The sequence below is a fragment of the Marinobacter flavimaris genome (genome assembly GCF_002933295.1).
In the GTDB taxonomy this organism is placed as follows: Bacteria; Pseudomonadota; Gammaproteobacteria; order Pseudomonadales; family Oleiphilaceae; genus Marinobacter; species Marinobacter flavimaris.
On record NZ_PSSW01000002.1, the window covers coordinates 481,015 to 495,579 of the forward strand.

General features: G+C 57.3%; 13 protein-coding genes. 5 read left to right on the top strand and 8 right to left on the bottom strand.

Going from position 1 to position 14,565, the window contains the following annotated elements:
* Window positions 1–298 precede the first annotated feature (298 nt).
* Together MDHKLMBL_RS20775 and MDHKLMBL_RS05835 are read left to right on the top strand one after the other, a co-directional pair.
* Window positions 299–496, top strand: a complete 198-nt coding sequence (locus MDHKLMBL_RS20775) for a hypothetical protein (protein ID WP_146083405.1) — start codon at window positions 299–301, stop codon at window positions 494–496.
* 156 nt (window positions 497–652) lie between these two features.
* The gene (locus MDHKLMBL_RS05835; RefSeq protein ID WP_227497769.1) at window positions 653–1,021 is read left to right on the top strand and encodes a fibronectin type III domain-containing protein; all 369 of its coding nucleotides are present in this window, start codon (window positions 653–655) and stop codon (window positions 1,019–1,021) included.
* Window positions 1,022–1,052: 31 nt separating this feature from the next.
* Here MDHKLMBL_RS05835 and MDHKLMBL_RS05840 read toward each other — a convergent pair whose 3' ends face one another.
* The 4 genes from MDHKLMBL_RS05840 to MDHKLMBL_RS05855 all read right to left on the bottom strand — a co-directional run bounded on the left by MDHKLMBL_RS05840 (window position 1,053) and on the right by MDHKLMBL_RS05855 (window position 8,313).
* Window positions 1,053–3,620 carry a CHASE2 domain-containing protein gene (locus tag MDHKLMBL_RS05840; RefSeq protein ID WP_104270332.1) on the bottom strand — a complete coding sequence of 856 codons (2,568 nt, stop codon included), beginning with the start codon at window positions 3,618–3,620 and terminating at the stop codon, window positions 1,053–1,055.
* Window positions 3,621–3,653: 33 nt separating this feature from the next.
* Window positions 3,654–5,291, bottom strand: a complete 1,638-nt coding sequence (locus MDHKLMBL_RS05845; RefSeq protein WP_104270333.1) for a FecR family protein — start codon at window positions 5,289–5,291, stop codon at window positions 3,654–3,656.
* The gene (locus MDHKLMBL_RS05850; RefSeq protein ID WP_008171403.1) at window positions 5,284–6,018 is read right to left on the bottom strand and encodes a response regulator transcription factor; all 735 of its coding nucleotides are present in this window, start codon (window positions 6,016–6,018) and stop codon (window positions 5,284–5,286) included. The genes MDHKLMBL_RS05845 and MDHKLMBL_RS05850 overlap by 8 nt, the downstream gene beginning before the upstream one ends.
* Before the next feature lie 111 nt (window positions 6,019–6,129).
* Window positions 6,130–8,313: a DNA topoisomerase III gene (locus tag MDHKLMBL_RS05855; RefSeq protein WP_104270362.1), complete on the bottom strand. Its 2,184-nt coding sequence runs from the start codon at window positions 8,311–8,313 to the stop codon at window positions 6,130–6,132.
* Between the two features lie 277 nt (window positions 8,314–8,590).
* On the opposite strand from MDHKLMBL_RS05855, the gene MDHKLMBL_RS05860 reads away from it, so the two are divergent.
* The gene (locus MDHKLMBL_RS05860; RefSeq protein WP_008171407.1) at window positions 8,591–8,947 is read left to right on the top strand and encodes a BolA family protein; all 357 of its coding nucleotides are present in this window, start codon (window positions 8,591–8,593) and stop codon (window positions 8,945–8,947) included.
* Window positions 8,944–9,567: an L-threonylcarbamoyladenylate synthase gene (locus tag MDHKLMBL_RS05865; RefSeq protein WP_008171409.1), complete on the top strand. Its 624-nt coding sequence runs from the start codon at window positions 8,944–8,946 to the stop codon at window positions 9,565–9,567. The genes MDHKLMBL_RS05860 and MDHKLMBL_RS05865 overlap by 4 nt, the downstream gene beginning before the upstream one ends.
* Before the next feature lie 21 nt (window positions 9,568–9,588).
* Here the strand turns inward: MDHKLMBL_RS05865 and MDHKLMBL_RS05870 are convergent, their stop codons facing one another.
* A complete protein-coding gene (locus MDHKLMBL_RS05870; protein ID WP_104270334.1) occupies window positions 9,589–10,254 on the bottom strand; it encodes a hypothetical protein in 666 nt (221 codons plus the stop codon).
* Between the two features lie 284 nt (window positions 10,255–10,538).
* Between MDHKLMBL_RS05870 and MDHKLMBL_RS05875 the strand changes: the two genes are divergently transcribed.
* Window positions 10,539–12,164: a methyl-accepting chemotaxis protein gene (locus MDHKLMBL_RS05875; protein WP_104270335.1), complete on the top strand. Its 1,626-nt coding sequence runs from the start codon at window positions 10,539–10,541 to the stop codon at window positions 12,162–12,164.
* Window positions 12,165–12,191: 27 nt separating this feature from the next.
* On the opposite strand, the gene MDHKLMBL_RS05880 is transcribed toward MDHKLMBL_RS05875, so the two are convergent.
* The 3 genes from MDHKLMBL_RS05880 to MDHKLMBL_RS05890 form a co-directional block, all read right to left on the bottom strand.
* The gene (locus MDHKLMBL_RS05880; RefSeq protein ID WP_008171415.1) at window positions 12,192–12,839 is read right to left on the bottom strand and encodes an MBL fold metallo-hydrolase; all 648 of its coding nucleotides are present in this window, start codon (window positions 12,837–12,839) and stop codon (window positions 12,192–12,194) included.
* 36 nt (window positions 12,840–12,875) lie between these two features.
* Window positions 12,876–13,454, bottom strand: a complete 579-nt coding sequence (locus MDHKLMBL_RS05885; RefSeq protein ID WP_104270336.1) for a Tll0287-like domain-containing protein — start codon at window positions 13,452–13,454, stop codon at window positions 12,876–12,878.
* A gap of 97 nt (window positions 13,455–13,551) precedes the next feature.
* Entirely contained in the window at window positions 13,552–14,226 is a 675-nt protein-coding gene (locus MDHKLMBL_RS05890) for a spermine/spermidine synthase domain-containing protein (RefSeq protein ID WP_104270337.1), read from the bottom strand.
* Window positions 14,227–14,565: the final 339 nt, after the last annotated feature.

Sequence of the window (14,565 nt, forward strand, 5' to 3'; positions counted from 1 at the left end):
TCCTCTCATTTCAAGGTAGGGGGTCTGCCGTGGGTGTCTTTTGTTTGGGACTACCCCTTTAGAGCGAGTTGCTTCACTTTGCACCAGCGAACGCCTATATCTTCTTCAGATTTATCCCTTTAAGAGAATAACCAATTAATAATTGCTGTTGGAACGGGTTTTGTTCAGCTTGAAAAGCTCGATCGCGCATTTAAGTTGGTTGACCTCTTCCGTTACCGAACTTTGCTCTTCTGCGGCACTGGCAACTTATGCATTTATGTCATTCACCGCCTTGCGACTTCCCGCCTGAACGGACTCAATGACCGACTGGATTTCTCATGTCGACAAGGGGATGGTGCAGACCCGGCCCGCTTTTGCGGGCTTTTTGCAATATACCTCCTTCATCCTTTCCCCCGGCTCAGACTTTTTGCCGGTGGCGCGCGCCGCTATCGCCCTTTCCGGGCAAATTTTTGCCTTCCCAATCAGTAACTTCTCTAACTTCATTACGAGTCCCTGACGGGAAATTGACAATTTCGTAACTAGGGGAATGACAGAGTTCACATCGATAATCAGCCCCGTTTTATACAATTTCACAAAATCGACGAAAAAATGGTGCTTAAACGACATGAAGCGCGTCATCAAAGTGTCACAGGCATGGATTGCCGCGTTCGCTATGGGAGCACTACTCACAGGGTGTGGCGGTGGTGGCTCTTCCGATTCTTCAGGCACACAAACTAGCTCTAGTGGGGGAATCTCGTCTCCGGAACGCTCCGCAGTATTGAGCTGGAGCGCTCCCCTGACTCGCGTTAACGGCGAGAGCATTCCGATGGGTGAGCTCGACAAATATGTGATCCGGTACGGTCAGGATGCTGACGAGCTGAGCGAAGAGGTGGTCGTCACCAATGCTCAGGCCGAAGCGGAAATGTCCTACGAAGTGAGTGGTCTGGACGCAGGGACCTGGTATTTCACTATCCAGGTTCAGGATACCAACGGGCTGATCAGTGAGCCCTCCGATGTTGTGAGCAAGTCCATCCGTTCCTGAGACTAGAACCCCGGGCCTGGAGTGTGAAGTCTCAGGCCATCGGGTCTGCAATCGGCAGTTTGAGGGTGAACGCAGAGCCTTCGCCTGGTTGCGACGACACCGAAATTTCCCCTCTATGCTTTTCAACAACGGTTTTGACGAAGGATAGTCCGAGCCCCGTTCCGTGGACTCCGGCCAGCTCAGTGCTTTTTTGACGCCGGTAACGGTCGAACAGGTGCGGCAGTTCCTCCGGATCGATACCGGTACCTTCATCGGCAATCGTCAAACAGGCCTGATGGCCAGCGCGGAAGACCTGAATGCTGACGTCTGATCCACTCGGGCTGTATTGAACAGCATTGGTCAGCAGGTTGATAACGGCGCGCTCCAGAAGCTCCGCATTGCCTTTCAGCCACAAATCCTCGGTACCCTGTAACTGGAGTTGTATCTGCTTCTCTACAGCCTGCTCGCTGACGCTGTCACGGGCATTTTCTACGATGGCCAGAAATTCGCATTCGTAGAACCGGGTTTCCGTTAATTGTTCCGCCCGGGCCAACTGCACGAATTCCTCGGCCAGGTGATAGCTTCTCCGGGCCAGCCGCCCCAGTTGTTCCAGCTGTTCCTGTTCAATGTGGCTGGGATCCCGTTTCAACTGTTCGATCAGGGCAAGCTGTGAAACCAGAGGCGAACGCACGTCATGGGAAATAAAGTCGATTGCCTCGCGGTGCTGGCGCTGCTGCTCCCGCAATTCCGAAATATCCGAAATATTGGCAATGATGCCTTGCTGGTCGCTGTCTGGCAGCGAAAACGGTGCAAAATGAATCAGGAAGTCCTTGTCGCGAATCCTGAGGTCTACGGTGCGGCTCTGTAATAGGGTCAGGGTGTCGGAAACGGTTTCATGCCAGGGTGGCGTTTCCCGCGGATCGTGTCCCTCCAGCAGTCTTACCAGGGGAAGGCCGGCCAGGCTCGGCATGGGCTCGCGGAACCATTCCTCTATGTGGCCGTTGGCAAAACGGATGACCCCCAGTTCGTCGGTCACGATGATACCGTCGGGCATGCGCTCAAAACTTCTTCGGATGAACTGCTGCATGTGGTTCAACCGATCCGTGGCAATGCGGACCCGCTCTATTCGTGCAGAAATGTTTTCACTGGGTCTGGCAGCAGAATCCGCCGGTACGGCTTGCTCAAGGTGAAGCCTGCGAAGATAGCGCTGGATGGCCTCGCGCCCGAGATCATTGGGTAATAGCAGACCCAGGTGATAGCGGGTGCCGGCTCGCAATAGCTGAATCCAGCTGCGATTGCAGTCGTGAAACCAGTGCCCCGGAGTCAGGTCATCTGGAATATCGCTCTGTGACAGTCCACGTGCGGAGAGGATGTCGTTCTCCTCCATCAAAAGCCACCCTGTGGGGCGAAACAGGGCCTGGAAGTGCTCCAGAAGTTGTGTCGGGTTCCTTCCCGAGGGCGCGGGCAGGGCGACCTGGGGGCTTCTGGCCAGCTCGTCCAGTTGCCGGTTCAAAAATCGGTTGGTCATGGCCAGTCGAAGGCCGCTGGATACAGGAAAGGCCAAGAGTGGAACCAGCAGTGCGTTTGCAAGGGGAACCCACCATCGCATCGTCAGCAGCACGAACAGATAGATTCCGACCAGTCCCGCCAGTGCCGTCGCGCAGGCGAGAAGGGTTCGCGCAGGGCGCATGGGTGGCAGGGCGAGGGCGAGTATCAGGATGGTTGTCATGGCCAGCAGGGCAGACGCCCACGCCGGTGCGGGTTTAATCAACAATCCCTGCATGTATGCCGACAACACGTTGGCGTGGAATTCAACGCCGGACATCGGACGGCTCAGCCCCGAGAAGGGCGTGGGCAGTATGTCGCCAAAACCGGCGGCTGTGGCACCGACAAAGACTGTTTTGCCACTGAAGTGTTCGGGTGCGGCCGGCTGAGTGAGTACCTGCGAGAAAGAATACGACTGGAGAGAGCCGGCACCACCGATCAGGGGCACAGCACGGTATTGATCCCGAATATTGACATAGGAAGGCGTATCCCCGGCCTCCGGATTTTGTGGTCCAACACCGCTTGCGGCCAGCGCAAGGCTTGGCCAGAGCTGGTTACCGAGGCCATTAAATAGGTAAAGACCCCGGGCAACGCCGTCGCTGTCCAGTTCCACGTGAGCATGGCCCAGACCGGCGGCCGAAGAAGCCAGCACTCCAACCGGCAATTGTTCGCTTAACAGGTACTGGGAGGTGGGAGGTGACAGATAGACTGGCAGAATAACGTTGCCGTGGCTTCGCATCTGTTCTGCCAGTTGCTGGTCGTCTGGCGACGGTTCGGCGAACAGAATATCGAACACAATGGTTTTTGCGCCCGCCTCGTTGAGCTTGGCAATGAGCTCAGCGTGCAGATTACGGGGCCAGGGCCAGCGGCCCAGGCGATTCAGGCTCAGCTCGTCGATCGTCACCAGAACCACCTCGTCCGAGGCTTCCAGTGGATTCGAGGTGATGGTTTGGTCGTACAGCCAGTAATCCAGGCGTTGAGGCAGTTCGGTTGTCTGGATAAGCAGGAGCAGTGCCAGCAGTATCAGGCCCAGAGTCCAGGGGGTCGTTTTAATTGGCAGCCAATCCCGGTTCATGAGCCCTGCTGTGTGGTTCGGTCGATCAACGGATTATTCCAGGTACAATTCCCTCCCTGGTCCCCAACGGCTTTGCAGTGGACCATCAGAAAGAGCTTTCAGGCGCACAAAATACCGCCTTCCGGGAATAAGACGCAAGGCTGCCGTGGTATCAGGCAGTGTTGCCTCCTTGATGATATTGTTGAAGCCCGGCTCCTCCGAGAGTTGCAGTCGGTATTCTGCCGCCGTGTCTACCTTCTCCCAGAACACCCTTACCTGGCTGTCGATGTAGTTCACGCTGATGATCCGAACCGGAGGCAGGCTGCCATTTACCACCAGCTCCCGCGGCTGCGTTGTAGCAACTGAATTGCCGCCTGCTTCGGTCACCACGCGCCAGTAATACTTGCCAGGCCCAAGCGGGCGTGAGGGCAGGGCAGCCGTTTCGGGTGCCCACTCGCTGGTGGCGATCAGGTTCCGGAAATCCTGATCTTCGGCTATTTCTACCCGAGCCACTTCATTGTCGCCGTTAAGCTGCCAGCGAAACTCGGGCATATCGTCGTTGACGGTGCCGCCATCTTCCGGAGCAACCAGGCTGGCAGTCCTGGCCTGAAGATCGACTTCCAGCGGGACGACGCGTGGCATCCCCGCCGTGCCGCGAGTATCGAGTGCCGCCAGGTGTACCTCATAGCTGCCATTATCCAGTTGCCCGATATCAAAGCTGTTGCCTGTCAGTTTTCGGCTTTCTACCCAGCGGCCTGTGTCGCTTTCGAAGATGTCCACCCGGTGCATGGGGGCGCGACTTTCCTGCCAGGTCATGGTGGTGGGCAGTTGGGTCAGTCTCGGTGGCAGTGGATCGAGCGCCGGCGCTGGCGGTAGGCGGCGAATGCTCAGGCCGTCATTGTTAGTGGTGGACAGGCTGGCTCCGAAACCCGCAGGGATCCGGCGGGTCTTGCCGGGGGCCCCGAAGTCAACGTCGCCCTCGGTTACCTGCAGGCGAGTGCCCTCTGCCGATGTCTGGAGTGAAAATGCGGTACCTCTCACGGCGGCGACGGCCGAAGGCGTTTCAATCTCGAATCGTGCGCCTCCCTCCATGACCGGCTTCACTCGGGTGTGGATCTCGCCCCTGTCGAGTCGGAGTCTGGTATCGACCATGCCGGCTTTGCCGTATTGGGTCAGGCGATTGAAGATGAGTCGAGAATTCGGAGAAATCCTTACTTCCGAGCCGTCCGCCAGTTCAATGGTGGCGGTCCCGGACGCGGACAGAATTTCATCACCAACGCGGATGAGGGCGTCTTCACTCAGGGGTGTTTTACGACCGGTATTTCCGGAAATCAGCTGTACGGTTCCGGTGACCGATGTCGCCCGCGCCGGCTGAGGTTGGCGCTTTAGCCAGGCAAGGGGAATTCGCACACTGTCGCCGGCACCCAGAATGGCACCGTTGCCAATCTTGTTGTATTGCAGAAGGCGACTCGCGGGATAGTCGGGGGCGAGCAGGTCGCTGGCCACTTCCGAAAAGCTTTCTCCCGGCCGCAAGGTGTAGATCCACTCGGGCACCGGGTTGGCCGACGAAACGTCAGAATGCCCGGCTGAACCGCGCGTTACCGACAGCTCGGCAGCCGCGGGGGCAGCCCAGGCAAGCAGTGAAAGGATCAGCAGCAGTGCCGGTAATCGCGGAGCCGGGCTGTCAGTCATTGGCTGCCCTGGCGGGTTCGTCGACGTCAAAGGCCTGGTCCTGCGCCTTCATGGCCTCCAGGCGGTAGCCCCGCTGGTAAATGGTCTTGATGCGGAAGCCGTTTTCCGGGTTCAGGCCGAGACGACGGCGCAGTCGGCTCATATGCGTGTCCACGGTACGGGTATTGATATCCCGCGCCAGACCCCAGACGCGCTCAAGCAGCATTTCCCGAGTCAGCAGCCGGCCCTGGTTCTGGAACAGGAACAGGGTCAGATCGAAATCCTTGTCGGTCAGCGTCAGTTCTTCACCATGGAGTGCAATGACCCTTTGCTGCGTGTTGATTTCGAACGGACCATAGCGAAGCACTTCCTTTTCGCTGTCAGGATTGGAGCGTCTCGCCAGGGCATTGATGCGCGCGCCCAATTCCGCCGCACGGGCCGGCTTGGCCAGGTAATCGTCGGCGCCGGCATCCAGAGCCCGAACAATATCTGCCTCGCTGTCCCGCTGAGTGAGAAACACGACTGGAATCGGCCAGTTCAGCTGGGCGCGAACGCTCTCGAGAACATCAATGCCGGTCATGTCCGGAATCTGCCAATCCAGAATCAGGAGGTCATAGCTGCGGTGCAGAACCGCGCTCAGGAAATTTTGGCCCGTCGGGAAGCTGTCGCAGTGATGCCCGCTTTCAGACAGAATCGACTGGATGTGCTGTGCCTGTTCGGTTTCATCTTCAAGCAAAGCAATACGCATTAAGCCTCTCCCGGAGTGTCGCTCTCTTGCCTGGTATCGAGCAGAGCTTTCGATGGACTACTCTGCTATATCAACCAATTATCACAAAATGTGGATCTGCGTTCAGTATCGTTATGTAGACTTGCGTAAACGGACTGCAGGCTTTCCGTTGTCGTCGTCCAGTGTTTGTCGGCAGCCGGGGAAATTACTGCAGCCCCAGAACCAGCCTTTTTTGCCTTTTCGTCGCACCAGGGGCGAGAAACAGTGGGGGCATGGAATGGGTTTCTGGCCAGTACCATCCTGAGGCGTGGCTTCTTCCAGCGGTCGGGTGCCCCGGCAATCCGGATAGCGGGTGCAGGCAAAAAATCGGCCGAATTTGCCATCTCGCTCCAGCATCGGGGCGCGACATTTGGGGCAGTGGGGCTGTGCCTCTGTCGAGGTCGTGCCGGCACGCTCCGAGTCGACGGTCGGGCGGCCCTGGGGCTTGTCCAGAAAGCCGCGGATCTCTTCTTTGAGGGTGTCCAGAAACTTCCTCGGATCGCCCTCGCCACGGCGAATGCTCTCCAGATTGGCTTCCCAGACGGCCGTGCGATCCGGCCTGCTCACCGATTCGGGCAGAGCACTGATCAACGCCTTGGCTTTGTCGGTGGCGCGGATATGTCGGCTGTCGCGGTACAGATAATCCCGCTTGAACAGGGTGTCGATGATGGCCGCGCGGGTCGCCTCGGTGCCCAGGCCATCGGTTTCGCGCAGGGTTTTTCGAAGTTCGGTATCGGTTACAAAGCGTGCAATATTGGTCATCGCCGAGAGCAGGGTCGCATCGGTGAAATGCTGGGGCGGCTGGGTTTTCCGCTCGGTAAGGCTGCTCTCTTCGCAGAATACCGGTTCACCTTTTTCCAGCCTCGGCAGAGGTGTCTTGTCCGGCTCGTTGCGTCCTTCCCGGAGTTTAAGTTCCAGCGTTTTCCAGCCAGGCACCAGGATGGCGGTTTCCGTCGCGCGGAACTGGTGCTCTGACACTCGTACCGTCAGTTTGCCTTCCCGGTGGACGGCATCTGGTGCGAACTGCATCAGGTAGTAGCGGCTGATCAGGCCGTAGATCTTTTCTTCCGCTGCGCTGAGTTTGCCGTTGGGCGTGGGGCGGCTGGTTGGGATAATGGCGTGGTGAGCGTCGACTTGTTTGTCGTTCCACGCGGCAGTCCTGCGGTCGAGGTCTGCACCGTTGCAGGCTTCCTCCAGATCCGGTGCCACTCGGGCAATGGCCCTTATCACCTGCTCCCGCTGGCTGTAGTGGCCTTCCGGTAAATACCGGCAATCGGATCGCGGGTAGGTGATGAGCTGGTGGCGCTCGTAAAGATTCTGGGCGGTATCCAGGACGTCTTTGGCACCCATCCGGAATAGCCGGCCTGCTTCAATTTGCAGGGCCGACAGGGAAAACGGCAGCGGTGGCGCTTCCGACCGATCCCGAAAGCGGGACTCGGTGATGGTGCCGGGTCGGTTTCGAACGCTGTCGGCAATCTGTTCAGCGACTTCCCGGTTGAGCAGGCGGTTCTCTTCGTCCAGGTAATCCTGGAACTGCTCGTTGGGCTGCCAGCGGGCGGTGAAGGTTTGCTGGTCGGCTTCTTCCTCCTGAGCCTTGAATCGGGCTTCAATGCGGTAATAGGGCTTGGGCTGGAAGTGTTCGATGGTATTGTCACGTTCAACCACAAGGCCAAGTACCGGAGTCTGTACCCGGCCAACGGAATAGACCCCCTGTTCACCCTGCCGCTGATAACTGAGGGTATAAAATCGGGTCAGGTTGATGCCATAGAGCCAGTCGGCGCGTTGTCTGGCCAGGGCGGAATGGGATAACCGACGGAATTCCCGGTTGTCCCTGGGGCTCTGGATCGCCCGGGCCACGGCCGCTGGCGTCAAATCGTTGATCAGTATCCGTTGAACCGGAGCGCTGGCGCCGAAATAGCGTATAACTTCGTCCACCAGCAGCTGGCCTTCCCGATCAGGGTCGCCAGCATGAATAATGGTCTTGGCCTGGCGAATCAGGGATTCCAGCACCTTTAATTGTTGCTGCACACTCTCCTTGGGCATGACCTCCCATTTGTCGGGAAACATCGGCAGGTCTTCCTGGCGCCATTTCTTCCAAGCGGGGTTATAGCGTGCAGGTTCTGCCGGTTCCAGCAGGTGGCCGATGCACCAGCTAACGGTGGCAGCATTTTCGCCAGTGCCACAACGTATCCAGCCCTGGCCTTTCTGGTGAGGGCCAGGGAGGGCAGCGGCGATGGCGCGGCCGAGGCTTGGTTTTTCGGCGATGTACAGGTGCATGGGGTTTGGGTGTTTTGGAATCGGGATGGGAATGTGGCGCTTTGGCTTTATGGTGTCAAGGCTCTCGGGTGTGTCCTGTATGTGTAGTAGACTGAGGGTGTTGGTGGAGGCGGCTGTGAAGATGGCTTTCCCAAAAGACGCCGTGAACCCATCCATGGGGGCTTGGTGCTGCCATCCTTGGCAACACACACTTTTGGGAAAGCCATCTCCACACCCGCTTCTGACCGTTCGCCATTCGCCCTCTTCCATCAGGGTTGAGCTGTAGGAGTCTCGAAACATGAAGATCCAGAATGCAATTGAAACCAAGCTGAACGACGCCTTCGATGCGCGTGTGCTTCAGGTGGAGAACGAGAGCCACAAGCACAGTGTGCCTCCTAATTCTGAAACTCATTTCAAGGTGACCCTGGTGTCGCCGGAATTTGAGGGGCAGATGAGGGTGCGGCGGCATCAGGCGATTTACAAGGTGCTTGCCGAGGAACTGGCGGGGCCGGTTCATGCGCTGGCGTTGCATCTATACTCACCGGAAGAATGGGAGGCGACGGGGCAGTCGGCGCCGGAATCTCCGAATTGTATGGGCGGGTCGAAGAAAGATCCGGCGATGGCGACGCGGACCGCACAGGGAGAGGGTTCATGAGTCAGTTTTTCCAGATTCATCCGGAGACGCCACAGAAGCGTCTGATCAATCAGGCGGTGGATATTCTGCGTCGTGGCGGGGTGATCGTGTATCCCACGGATTCAGCCTATGCCATTGGCTGTCACCTGGGTGACAAGCAGGCGGCGGATCGGATCAAGCGGATTCGCCGTCTGGATGACAAGCACAACTTCACCTTGGTGTGCCGGGATCTTTCGGACATCGGGGTCTATGCCAAGGTGGACAACACCCAGTACCGGTTGCTGAAGAATTTCACGCCCGGGCCCTACACTTTCATTCTGGATGCCACCAGTGAAGTGCCCCGGCGGCTGCTTCATCCCAAACGCCGGTCAGTAGGCGTCCGTGTGCCGGACAATGCCATTGTTCAGGAGCTGTTGGGCGAGCTTGGTGAGCCCATCATGAGTAGTACTCTGATTCTGCCGGGCGAAACCGATCCGATGACAGACCCTTATGAAATCCGGGAAACCCTGGAGCATGAGCTGGATCTGATTATCGACGGGGGATTCTGCGGTATGGAAGCGACCACGGTCGTGGACTTTACCGGCGAGGCTCCGGTGGTTACCCGTGTTGGTAAGGGGGATCCGGCGCCTTTCGAGGTCTGATTCTCCTGATCCGTCTTTCCTTTATGCCCGGGCGTTCAGATTAAAGGCGTACGCCCGGCTATTCCCTGCAGCTTCGATTTGCTCGGCACTCACTGAGCGGCGCATGGTGTCGTAACGGTGCACGAGGTCCTGCAGGCCGTTAAATTGCTGGTTCTCGCTGATCAGTGTGTCCAATAGCGGGTTATTCACCCCGTACGCCTGATTCAGTTTGAGCGCATTGTCCATGAAATGCAGCGTTGGCTCGTTAACGCTGAGGCGATTGAACGCTTCCTTGAAGTTTTTGTTTACGTTCAGGTCTTTTTCAATCTGGATGCGTGTGTTGTCTGCGATTTTCCCTTCCACCGCAACGCTGCCATTCTCCGTTTTGCTCACGTTCAATGCGGTTGCCGGGTGCAGGTTGTATTCGGCAAGTTTGTGCCGCAGGGTTTCCCGTACAAAGGCAAGATCCTGCCCCACGGTCTGTTTGTAGTCAGCCATGGCCAGCCTGCGGGCTTTCAGACGGGCGAGGTCGGCCTGACTGCTATCCGAGGGCGTAAAGCGGTCATCGCCAGGTGTCGGCTCGGTTTCCATGGCCTTTGCCTGTGCTTTGCCAGGCGCGGCTTCCGGCGCTGTTGAGGGCGTCTGGCGCCTTTCCATGGCCTGCTGGAACTGGGTGCTCGCCCGGATCAGAGAGGTCAGTAGGGACATGGATGGGTTTCCTCCTTCGGTCAACCGGAGTGCGGTTTCCGAACAGTCAGCGTTGGGAATCACGAATGCTTGTCATCATGCTCTGCAGCTTTCAGGCCAACTCGATGAAGTCCCGGGCTGAGGGCTCCCTCCTTCCTTCATGTGTAAACGACTTTTCCCGGATCTGATCTGGGTCAGGAAATAATTGACGCATATCTATAAAGTTTGGCGACAGTTAGTTGTCATCACGAAACGTCAAAACAACGTCCTGGCCGCATGCCGCGCGGTCTCTGTGTCGGGTTACCATGAAAAAACAGTATTCCATCCGCTTTCTCTTACTTGCCGCTTTGGCGGCTGCCTTCTCCCTGGTGCTCGTGTTTACCGTAATCTACAGTGCAGACTCGCAGCGTGATCATCTTGAAGAGTTCAGCCACAAATACGTGGATGGACTGGCAAAATCCTATTTCGATGGGCTGAATACCATGATGGTCACCGGCACCATCGGTAACCGGGATGTGCTTCGGAAAAAGGTGATGGCGTCTGAAGACGTGCTGGACGTGCGGGTGATTCGCAGTGATCATTTAAACCGGATCTTCGGCAACGGCAACGCGTCGGAACAGAAGCGGGAACCTTTGGACAAGAAAGCGCTTGCAGGTGAGCGGGTGGAGTCCTATTCCAGCAATGAGGACGGGCGAGTCTACACACTGATCGAGCCCGTGATCGCGATGGAAAACTATCAGGGCGTCAACTGTCTTGGCTGTCATCAGGCCAGTGAGGGTGACGTTCTTGGAGCCATTCGGGTGGACTATTCCATGGCTGACAGCGATGCCCGTTTGCAGCAGCAACTGCTGACCAGTGGCGGTATTCAGGTAGCCATCTTTGCTGCGGTGTTTTTCCTGACCGCCGCCGCTTTGAGTCGACTGGTGTTTTCCCGTTTGCGGCGACTCCACGACCGCATGGACGAGATCTCCAGAAATTCTGACCTGACCATTGAGCTTGAGGTTACCCGCAACGACGAGATCGGTTCCGTCTCCCGGGCGTTCAACCGCATGATGGCGAAGATACGGGAGAGCATGAATACCGTCATGGACAACGCCGAACAGGTTGAACAGGCGGCCAGAAGCATTGCGGGGAAGGCTGACACGACAGAGAGGGAAGTGCTTGCCCAGCGTGACAACACAGATCAGGTGGCCAGCGCCACTACCGAGATGGCCGCATCTGCGGTTCAGGTTCGGGAAAATGCCATCCATACCACCCGAAAATCCGCAGATACTGCGGAATCAGCGAGCAAGGGTGAGAGCCTTGCCCGGAATGCAGTAAAAGGCATCGAGGCATTGAACACCGAGGTCCAGAGTGGCGCAAAACGCATTGAGCAGCTGGATCAACGTACCAGCCAGATGTCGGATATGCTGGAGGTAATCTCCAATATCGCTGACCAGACCAACCTGCTGGCGCTCAATGCCGCCATCGAGGCGGCCCGTGCCGGAGAGCAGGGGCGCGGTTTTTCTGTGGTGGCCGATGAGGTGCGTGCGCTGGCGTCGAGAACCCAGGATTCAACGGAGGAAATCCGGAACACCATCAACGGACTGAAGGGAGAGGTTGTCGATTGTGTGGCCACCATGCGCCATGCCTCTGAGATGGCAGAGCATCAGGTTTCAGCCATTCTGACCGTAGAGTCTGAACTGCAAACCATTGCCTCTGCTGTGCGGGAGATCACCAACCTCAATCAGGAAATGGAGAGCGCTGCCAACGAGCAGAGTGATGTCTCCGAATCCATTAATCACAACGTGATTGAAATCAGTCGCTCGGCAGAGCAGACCTCCGGGGATGCCAAGGAGACAGCGAGAATCGCCGGAGACCTTCTGGCTATGGCCGAGAATCTCAGGAAAACCATCGAACAGTTCCGGCTGAATCAGGAAGGCCGCCCTTAGAACGGCGGCGTGGGTCTGGCGACAGGCTCAGCCCCGATGGTCGGAAACAAAGGGGTTGGTGGCTCGCTCCCGGCCAAAGGTGGACATCGGACCGTGTCCGGGAATGAACGCAACCTCGTCGCCGAGCGGGAACAGCTGTTCCCTGATAGAGCGAATCAGTGTTGCGTGGTCGCCCTTTGGAAAATCCGTGCGTCCGATGGAGCCATGGAACAGCACGTCACCCACAAGCGCCAGACCGGATTCCTTATGATAAAAAACCACATGCCCCGGTGTGTGGCCGGGGCAGTGAAGGACCTCCAGGGTCTGGTTACCCACGGTGACCTGCTGCCCATCTTCCAGCCAGCGATCCGGGGTGAAAACTTCCGGGGCTGGAAACCCGAACATCTGAGCCTGCTGGGGCAGGCCAACAATCCAGAAATTGTCTTCCTTCTGAGGCCCCTCAATGGGAATACCCAGCTCTTTGGACAGCTCCGCAGTTCCGCCGGCATGGTCAATGTGGGCATGGGTAAGCAGAATTTTCTCGACCGTCACGCCTTCCTCAGCCACAGCGGCGCGAATCTTCTCCAGATCCCCGCCCGGATCGACTACGGCTGCCCGGCGCGTCTTTTCGCACCAGATCAGTGAGCAGTTCTGCTGGAAAGGCGTGACCGGAATGATTCTGTAGTTCAGTGACATACCTGTTCTCAATCGCTGAAGAAATGGCTAGTGCCATCAGTTTACTGGAACATCCCGCGTAACAACGAACGCGCCCCGCAAATCGCCCTCGGAGAAGCCGGTCGCCTTGTCTTCAGGATAGAGTTCAGCCAGTTTTGCCTTCACCTCCGGGGCGATGGACTTACCGTGACAGCCAAGGCAAAGCTTCTGTGTCGGGATGGCGCTCATATATTGGAACGCCGGCTGTCCGGAAGCTTCGGAGACCTGCCAGACCTCCACCGGTTTTCCGTTCTTCACCGGCTGTCTGTCCATGGCCAGCAGCTGGATCTCCTGCCAGTCGGTGGGGGTGTTTTCCGGGTTCCGGACTTTCAGACTGGTCCGACTGATGACCCAGCCGCCGCTGCTGTTGTTCCTGGCGATTTCCGGTGCCACAGTCTTGCAAACACCAATACCGTTTGTGAGGCCGCCTTCTTTGATGGCCGTCTGGAGCGCCTGCTTCAGTGAGCCGCCGAAGCTTTTCACCAGGGAACGTGCTTCGGCAACCATTGCTTTCGGGCTATCTGCTTGGGGTTGCGCGAGCAGTGGCATGGAAAGCAAGGAGCATAGCAAGGCTGTTGTGATGATCGGTTTGGTCATTGAATCTCTCCCGGGCTTCTTGGCTTTGGAATAAGTATATAACAAAGGAATAATCCCAAATTGAGCCAGGACAGATTCCGGTAGAGCCGATGAATGATTACCACGCCAGCCAGATAACGTGGCGGGCACCCTTGCCGGGTCGCAAGGCCCTCACAGTAACGGGCTCAACAGAAAATCCTGCCCGTCGCAGCCTCTCTGTGAAGGAATGCTCCTGGCCGGCAGACCAGTAGGCAAGGATGCCATCAGGTCGCAGGGCGTTCTGGGCGGCCGCAATGCCATCCGGTGAGTAGATCCAGTTGTTTTCTTTGCGGGTGAAGCCTTCCGGGCCGTTGTCGACATCGAGAAGGATGGCATCCCATTCGCCGTCGCTGTTTCTGAGTAATTCGGCCACATCACCAATGTGAACCTGCGCTCTCGGGTCGTTCAGCGGGTTGCCCGCCGCAGAGCCCAGCGGCCCGCGATTCCAGGCTTCTACTTCGGGAACCAGCTCGGCTACCGTCACCTGCGCATCGTCGCCCAGAGCGGCCAGCGCTGCTGCCAGCGTGAACCCCATGCCCAGGCCGCCGATAAGAACCCGGGGAGCAGGCTGATCGGCAATCCGTTCGCACGCCAGGGTGGCAAGAGCATCCTCCGAGCCGTGGATTCGGCTGTTCATCAATTCTCCGGTGGTGCCGGCAATTTTGATGGAAAATTCATCATTTCGCTGTAAAAGACGTAATCGGGTTCCCTTGCCGGGGATCGTTGCGGTTCCGATTTCGGTAAAGCGGGCCATTGAGAAGTCCTGATGTCGGTAAGGAGGGGCAGTTTAGCTCGCCTGGAGCCAGGTTGAATATCACGGACCGAGAATCGGGGTTAAGAGAGGTGGTACCCCCGGCAGGACTCATAAAGCTATGTAAGCAATTGTTTTGTATATATATAATCTTTTTTCATGTTGATATGTGCCCCCATTTGTACCCCCAAAATGGTTTGTGTGTGTTGGATTGGGGCAATTCCTTAAGCAGTTTGATAGCAAGCGTCAATGTGTAAAAAGCAACTAGGTTGCGAGGTAATTCATGCCAGGCGATCTGTACCATTTACGCCAGAACTCAATTACAGCATCTTTTCAGAGGTC